The 6,909-nt window shown below is 67.7% G+C and carries 7 protein-coding genes; 5 read left to right on the top strand and 2 right to left on the bottom strand.

Annotation, left to right across the window (positions count from 1 at the left end; genetic code table 11):
• The first annotated feature begins 28 nt into the window (after positions 1-28).
• Genes nadB through ACFVYC_RS02565 form a run of 3 tightly spaced genes read left to right on the top strand, consistent with a single transcriptional unit; the run spans position 29 to position 3,941 of the window.
• The gene (nadB, locus tag ACFVYC_RS02555; RefSeq protein ID WP_387547105.1) at positions 29-1,837 is read left to right on the top strand and encodes an L-aspartate oxidase; all 1,809 of its coding nucleotides are present in this window, start codon (positions 29-31) and stop codon (positions 1,835-1,837) included.
• Entirely contained in the window at positions 1,830-2,762 is a 933-nt protein-coding gene (gene nadC / locus ACFVYC_RS02560) for a carboxylating nicotinate-nucleotide diphosphorylase (RefSeq protein ID WP_387546211.1), read from the top strand. Before nadB ends, nadC begins: the two co-directional genes overlap by 8 nt.
• Before the next feature lie 6 nt (positions 2,763-2,768).
• Positions 2,769-3,941 (top strand): cysteine desulfurase family protein, encoded by a 1,173-nt coding sequence (locus ACFVYC_RS02565; protein ID WP_387546213.1) that lies wholly within the window; start codon positions 2,769-2,771, stop codon positions 3,939-3,941.
• Positions 3,942-3,951: 10 nt separating this feature from the next.
• Here the strand turns inward: ACFVYC_RS02565 and ACFVYC_RS02570 are convergent, their stop codons facing one another.
• Positions 3,952-4,611, bottom strand: a complete 660-nt coding sequence (locus ACFVYC_RS02570) for a DUF1684 domain-containing protein (protein ID WP_387546215.1) — start codon at positions 4,609-4,611, stop codon at positions 3,952-3,954.
• A 131-nt stretch (positions 4,612-4,742) separates the two neighbouring features.
• Between ACFVYC_RS02570 and ACFVYC_RS02575 the strand changes: the two genes are divergently transcribed.
• Both ACFVYC_RS02575 and ACFVYC_RS02580 read left to right on the top strand, forming a co-directional pair.
• Positions 4,743-5,540, top strand: a complete 798-nt coding sequence (locus tag ACFVYC_RS02575; protein WP_387546218.1) for a hypothetical protein — start codon at positions 4,743-4,745, stop codon at positions 5,538-5,540.
• A gap of 73 nt (positions 5,541-5,613) precedes the next feature.
• Complete coding sequence (locus tag ACFVYC_RS02580; RefSeq protein ID WP_387546219.1) at positions 5,614-6,420, top strand: transglutaminase family protein; 807 nt, start codon at positions 5,614-5,616, stop codon at positions 6,418-6,420.
• 67 nt (positions 6,421-6,487) lie between these two features.
• Here the strand turns inward: ACFVYC_RS02580 and ACFVYC_RS02585 are convergent.
• Positions 6,488-6,909: MarR family winged helix-turn-helix transcriptional regulator (locus ACFVYC_RS02585; RefSeq protein ID WP_387546222.1), on the bottom strand; the 422-nt coding region annotated here is incomplete at its 5' end.

Below are 6,909 nucleotides of genomic sequence, written 5' to 3' on the forward strand. Positions count from 1 at the left end.
GCGATGCGCGCCGTCCGGAGCCGGCGGTATGACCCGCCGCGGCAGCACTGCGGCGCGTGCGCGGCTGATCATCGTCGGCAGCGGCATCGCGGGGCTCTACGCCGCCCTGCTGGCAACGGATTCCGGGGCCGACGTGGTGCTCCTCAGCAAGGGGCAGCTTCGCGACAGCAACACCTGGTACGCGCAGGGCGGGATTTCGGCTGTGCTGGACGGTCCCGCTCCGGGCGACACGGTGACAGCCCACATCGCAGACACACTCCAGGCAGGAGCGGGGCATTGCAACGAAGAGGCCGTCCGGCTGATGTGCGCCGAAGCGAGCCGGGACATCGCAGCACTGCAGCGGTTTGGCGTCCACTTTGATGCAGCAGCCGACGGCGGCCCGGCCCTGGGACTGGAAGCAGCCCATTCGGCACCCCGCATCCTCCACGCCGGCGGCGACGCCACCGGGGCGAAGGTAACCGCAGCATTGATCCACGCAGTGCTCGAGCGGCAGGCGGGCGGGGTCCTGACGGTCCGGACTTCTGCCCACGCAACATCCCTCCTGCAGCAGAACGGCAAAGTGGCCGGCGTGGAGTTCCTTCAGGACGGGAACAGGGCCACGGTGCACGGTGACGCCGTCCTGCTGGCAACCGGGGGAGCAGGCCAGCTGTTCGCCCGGACCACCAATCCCGCGGTGGCCACCGCCGACGGCCTTGCGCTCGCCGTCCGCGCAGGAGCGGCAACAGCCGACCTGGAATTCTTCCAGTTCCACCCCACCTGCCTGGTTTCCAGCCCGTCGGCAGGCCCTGCGGGAACACCCTGCCTGGACCGGGATCCGCTGCTGATCTCCGAAGCTGTCCGTGGCGAAGGGGCGGTCCTCACCGATGGGAACGGGAAGCACTTCATGCGTGCCTACCATCCGGACGCTGAACTTGCGTCCCGCGACGTCGTATCCCGCAGCATCGCCCTGCATTTGGCCAAGCTTGGCGACCCCAACGGCCACGTGTACTTGGACGCCCGCGACGTTGAGCGCATCAATGGCGCAGGCTTCCTGGCACGGCGTTTCCCCACCCTCACGCAGCGGACACTGGACGCCGGCATCGACTGGACGCGTGAACTCGTCCCGGTGGCACCGGCGGCGCACTACTGGATGGGCGGCGTCGCCACTGATGCGCACGGCCGGACCACGGTGCCAGGGCTGTACGCCGCCGGGGAAGTGGCCTGCACAGGAGTCCAAGGCGCTAACCGGTTGGCCAGCAACTCCCTCCTGGAAGGACTCGTGTTCGGCCGGCGCGCTATCGAGGACTTTCTAAGCGGGAGTTCCGCAGGCCCCTCGGCGCCTGCGCTCCCGCCTCGCACCGGCAATCGCCTCGCAAGCTCGGCGGCCGGTGCGGGCGCTCACGCGACAACGGCGCTTTCGGGACCTCCGGAACTCCCGCGTGGATCCGACGCGGCGCAGCCTGCATCCGCTGGGTGGAAAGCCGCAACAGTTCCTGAACCCATCGGACGCTCCTTCGATCACCTTGAACCGTTTTCGCGGGAGGTGCTTCGCCGGCTTATGACTGCCAAGGCCGGGGTGCTTCGTGATGGGGTGCTGTTGGCGGAAGCGGCCGAGGCTCTTGACCGGTGGGCCGGCGTCGTCCGTCCTGACGTTGTTCCTGCTGGTGGGGACGTCCGGGAACACGAGGACCGAAACCTGCTGCTGGCCGCGCAGCTGCTGGTGGCCGCGGCGCGGGAGCGCATGGAGTCCCTCGGCGCCCACTATCGGAGCGACAGCCCGGCCGATGCTGCCGGCATCGCTGATGAATTTGCCGAAACTTCCCGAACCCGCCCGAAAGCGAGCCTTGTCCATGACTGACTTGTCCACAGCCGAAAACGCCGTGCTGGAAGCGTTGACCGCTCCCCGCCCGCGACTGGACCTGACGCTGCCGCCGGCGCCGGTGCGGGAGATCCTGGAACGTGCCTTCGCCGAGGACGCCCCGGCAGGTGACATCACCTCCCAGCTGCTGATTCCCGCCGAGGCCCGGGCCACTGCCGTTCTGAACGCACGAGTGCCGGGTGTCCTCAGCGGCGCCACGGTGTTCCGGGACGCCATGCTGCTGGTGGACCCGGAAACGGACGTGGAGCTGCTGCTCGCCGACGGGGAAACGTTCGACGCCGGCACGCACCTTGCGCGGGTCAGCGGCCGCGCCCGGTCCGTGCTGCTCGCCGAACGCGTGGCACTCAACCTGGTGCAGCGGATGTCCGCCATCGCCACGAGGACCGCGCAATTCGTCCGGCTGACCGAGGGCACGTCCGCCCGGATCACCGACACCCGCAAAACCACCCCCGGGCTGCGGATCCTGGAGCGGTTCGCGGTGCGCTGCGGCGGGGGTGCCAACCACCGGTACAGCCTCTCCGACGCCGTCCTGGCCAAGGACAACCACCTCGCCGTGATGACGGGCGGCAACCCCGCCCGCCTCACGGAACTCCTCGCCGCAGCCAAGGCGCAACTGGGGCACACCACGCACTTGGAGGTGGAGGTGGACCGCATGGACCAGATCGAGCCGGTGCTGGCCGCCGGAGTGGACACCATCATGCTGGATAACTTCACCCTCGAGGAGCTGGATGCAGGTGTGGCACTGGTGGCCGGGCGGGCCCGCGTGGAGGCCAGCGGAAACGTGAACCTTGCGACTGTGGCAGCCATCGCCGCTACGGGAGTGGACGTCATTTCCGTGGGTGCCCTCACCCACACCGTGGCGGCCCTGGACCTCGGGCTGGACGTCGAATTGACTGTCGGGTGACTTCCCATGATCTTCCTTGACGCAGCCTCCACCACTCCCGTCCGCCGTGAGGTCCTGGAGGCGATGTGGCCATACCTCACCGGCGAGTTCGGCAACCCGTCGAGCCATCACACCCTGGGCGGGGCAGCCGCCGATGCGCTCGCGGGTGCCCGGCGGTCTGTCGCAGGCATCCTGGGCTGCCGGCCCGGCGAAATAGTCTTCACGGCCGGTGGAACGGAAGCGGACAACCTCGCCGTCAAAGGGATTGCACTGGCCCGGCAGGCGGCAGATCCGCGGCTCAGCCGGGTGGTGATCAGCGCCGTCGAACATCCCGCAGTGGAGGAGTCGGCCCGGTACCTGGAGCGCTTCCACGGCTTCGCTGTTGATGTGGTTCCTGTAGACGATAAAGGACTGGTGACTCCGGAGGCGTTCCGGGCGGTGCTTCGGCCGGAAACCGCCCTTGCCAGCATCATGTATGCCAACAACGAAGTAGGAACCGTACAGCCCATCGCAGAACTGGCCACCCTGGCGCATGGACTGGGCATCCCGTTCCACACCGATGCCGTCCAGGCGGCCGGCTGGCTGCCGCTGGACACCCGGGCGCTCGCGGTTGATGCGATGAGTATCTCCGGCCACAAGCTCGGGGCACCCAAGGGCTCCGGCGCGCTGTACGTCCGCAGCCGCACCCGGATGGAGCCACTGATCCACGGCGGCGGCCAGGAACGCGGCCGGAGGTCAGGTACCGAGAACGTGGCGGGAGCCGTGGGACTTGCCACCGCCCTCACCCTGGCCCAGGCCCGCCAGGTGGAAGAACGACGCCGGGTGGCGGCCCTGCGGGACACGTTCATCAGCGCTGTACTTGATGGTGTTCCGGGGGCCATCCTCACCGGGCACCCGGTTGAGCGGCTGCCCTCCGTGGCGTCCTTCTGCTTCCCCGGGTCCAGTGGCGAATCGGTGCTGCTTGAATTGGAACGCCAGGGCGTTGTGTGCTCCAGCGGTTCAGCCTGCGCGGCCGGTTCTGATGCGCCGTCGCCGGTACTTACAGCATTGGGAATCTCCGCGGAAGTGGCCCAGACGGCCGTCCGGTTCAGTTTCGATTCAGCGGTGGCAGAAGCGGACCTGGAAGTGGCGGCAGCAGCGGTGCTTGACGCCGTCGGACGGGTCAGGGGCCTGGGCGCACAGCCCAGTGCTGGAGCTTGAGCGGCTCCGGTCAGTAAAGCTCGCCCACCGGGATTTCAACGGCCAACCGGTTGGATGGTCCTGGCAGCGGGCAGGCCCAGGCCTCGTTGTAGGCACACGACGGGTTATATGCAAAGTTGAAGTCCAGGACGAAGGTGGCGTCCTGGCCGCTTCCGTGGACGCCGTGGAACGCGCCTTTGATGGTGTCCAGCAGGTACCGCCCGGCACCGTAGCTGCCGCCGGGCTGGCCTGCCGTGGCATCCCGGAACGGCACAAAAATCCCACCGCCGTAGCCCTGCAGCTTCCACACCGCGAGCTGGCCTACTTCCGGAAGGTCAAAGGTGCCCAGCCGGACGAAGCGGACAACGCCGTCAGTGCCGGTCTCTATGGTGATCTGCCTGCCCGCGCCCTGCTGGGTCAGCGGAACGTGGAACCGGTAGATGGGGTCATAGTCCGCGGTTTTGAGCCCGGAGAAGTGCGCCTTGTCTGCGGCGGTCAAGGCGGACGCCGGGTGCGTGGCGAACATCAGGTCGCGCTGATGGCGCCAGTAGGAATGCGCTTCTGCCGCGCTTTCCAGCGAAAGCCTGCGGACGTTCTCGTACAGCGCGAAGGTCCGCAGCCGCCAGTCAGCGATATCGACGGCGGAAATGTCCGTCCGGTCTTCTTCAGCTGCGCCCTGATGCTCTTCCATAGCCCCCAGCCTAGTCCCCGGTACACGCATAACACGCCCGACACCGACACACACCGGTGTGCTGTCCGCTGGTTGGAGGAAACGCCCTCCCGGTAACTCCCGGCTCCCTGCCGGCCTACTAGGCTGGCTGCATGAGAGGCAAGGCAACAACCACCCTTCTGTCCTGCACGCTGCTGGTGGCCGGCGCCCTCCTGGCAGGCTGCTCCACGGCGGAGTCCAAGGGGCCAGGCTGGACAGCGCAGCCGGACTCCCGAGGTGCGGAAGCCACCGTTCCTGCCTCAGCGGCCGCCTCGGCATCAACGTCGACGGCCGGGGGCGCGACGGCAACCACGGCTCCGCAGGCCGTTGCCACAGCGGCGGCCTGGAAGAGCTTCTCGGATCCGGGCAGGACCGTCAGCTTCGATCTTCCGGAGGACTGGATCGCGCAAACCGTCGCGCCGGACGAAGGGACGCTGCCCGGCGCGCTGAAAATCGAGGTGAAGAAGCCTGACGGCACCTTCATGGCGGCGCTGCGCACGGGACTGCCGCCGTCGTTTGCCGAATGCCCAGACGCCTCAAAGCGGCCCTATACGGTGGTCAGCAGCGTTCCCGTTGAACTGTCCGCCGCGGGCGGGGAAGGAACCATACCGCCGAGGGTGGTGTTCCGGGTGATCCAGGGCTACCGCTACTTTGGCTCCTACGGCATCACCAACGTGGTAGGCGGCGGTGACGGACAGGCGTGCGAGCTCCGCAACGTCGTACGCGGCCCGGCGGGGAAGGGCGACTACTCCTTTGGCGATGTGGTGTCTGTCCGGGCCTTTGCGCCGGACGAAAAAGTGGCTCCGGCCAAGGCGTTTGACACTCTGGACCAGGCGGCCAGGTACGCCTCGGAAGGCACCGAATTCGCCAACGTCCAACGGATGCTAATGTCTCTGGAGATCAAAAACTAGTCCCGTTCCCGGCCCCCACCATGTGCCCGGCGGAACGGCGGCTTTTCTTCCACCGCCAACACCCCGGAGAGCAATGGAACGCAGTGTTTCCGCACGACTGGTCTTCAAGACCGCAGCCAATACCAAGGTGGCCATGGCCATCGCCGCAGCGCGGAACAGCGGCTACTCCTCCTTCGAGGAGTCCCTGGCTGTGACAGCCGGGGGAGGGCGGGTTCCCCTGACCGAAGTATCGGACCACCACGGCGGCAGGTTCCACTACATGGAGTTCGCCGAGCCGGCAGAGGTAACGGTGGAGTACTCCGCCACCGTGGGCGGGAAGGGCATGCCGGAGCAGGCGGAGCTCGCCGACCGGATCCGCTACGTCCGGCCCAGCCGCTATGCGGAATCCGACCGGCTCCTGCCCACGGCCTACGCCGAGTTCGACGGCGTCCAGGACGGCGCGCTGCTGAACGCTGTCAGGAACTGGGTGAATGGAGAGCTGCGCTATCTCAGCGGATCATCCCGGGGCACGGACGGTGCCGTGGAAACCCTGCTCAGCCGGCGTGGGGTGTGCCGGGATTTTGCGCACCTGGCCATCGCGCTGCTGAGGTCCAAGGACATTCCGGCCAGGCTGGCCGCAGTCTATGCACCGGGGTTGAGCCCCATGGACTTCCATGCCGTGGCAGAGGCGTACGTTGAGGGGGCCTGGCACGTCATCGATCCCACAGGGCTCGCCCCGCGGGAGTCAATGCTGCGGATCACGGCCGGCCGCGACTCGGCCGACACGGCTTTCCTCTCCACCGTGGGGGGAAGCCTCACGCTTAGCCAGCTCCAGGTCACCGCTGTTGTCAACGGCGACCTGCCGGTGGAGGACCCTGCCCGGCTGCTGGAACTGGGCTAGAAGGTTCCGCAGGGCCAGCGCCGGCAATGTCCGGTGCTGGCCACTGCGGATTCCTGGCGAAGGTGCCTTAGCGTGGCGGGCGTGGACCCAGCGAGCTCCGGAGCTTCTCCGTGAGTCTTCGCAGCTCCTTCTGTTCAGCCGGAGTCAGGGCCGGACCCATCACCGTGGAGATGTCCCGGACATGCTCGCGCCCGATTTCCTTTTGCAGCTCCCGGCCGGCGTCCGTCAACTGCAGGAGCACGCCCCGGCCGTCCTCTGGAGCCGGCGTCCTGGCCACGAGCCCGCGTTTCTCCAGCCGCTCCACCAGCCTGCTGAGGCTGGACTGGCTCAGCAGGACGTTGTCGTTGAGCTCGTTGAGCCGCAGCCACCCCGTGGGGCAGCGGGAGAGCGTGAACAGGACGTCATACTCGTTCACCGCGAGCTTCCGGAAGGCCGGGCCGGCCTGCAGCTTGCGCATCACTGCCACCTGGGCCCGGAACAGCGATTCCC

Source organism: Pseudarthrobacter sp. NPDC058329, from assembly GCF_042879835.1.
GTDB lineage: Bacteria > Actinomycetota > Actinomycetes > Actinomycetales > Micrococcaceae > Arthrobacter.

Excerpts from the sequence above, each read along its gene's own strand:
- nadB (WP_387547105.1), top strand. The coding sequence starts at position 29 with ATGACCCGCCGCGGCAGCACTGCGGCGCGTGCGCGGCTGATCATCGTC.
- nadC (WP_387546211.1), top strand. The coding sequence starts at position 1,830 with ATGACTGACTTGTCCACAGCCGAAAACGCCGTGCTGGAAGCGTTGACC.
- ACFVYC_RS02565 (WP_387546213.1), top strand. The coding sequence starts at position 2,769 with ATGATCTTCCTTGACGCAGCCTCCACCACTCCCGTCCGCCGTGAGGTC.
- ACFVYC_RS02570 (WP_387546215.1), bottom strand. The coding sequence starts at position 4,611 with ATGGAAGAGCATCAGGGCGCAGCTGAAGAAGACCGGACGGACATTTCC.
- ACFVYC_RS02575 (WP_387546218.1), top strand. The coding sequence starts at position 4,743 with ATGAGAGGCAAGGCAACAACCACCCTTCTGTCCTGCACGCTGCTGGTG.
- ACFVYC_RS02580 (WP_387546219.1), top strand. The coding sequence starts at position 5,614 with ATGGAACGCAGTGTTTCCGCACGACTGGTCTTCAAGACCGCAGCCAAT.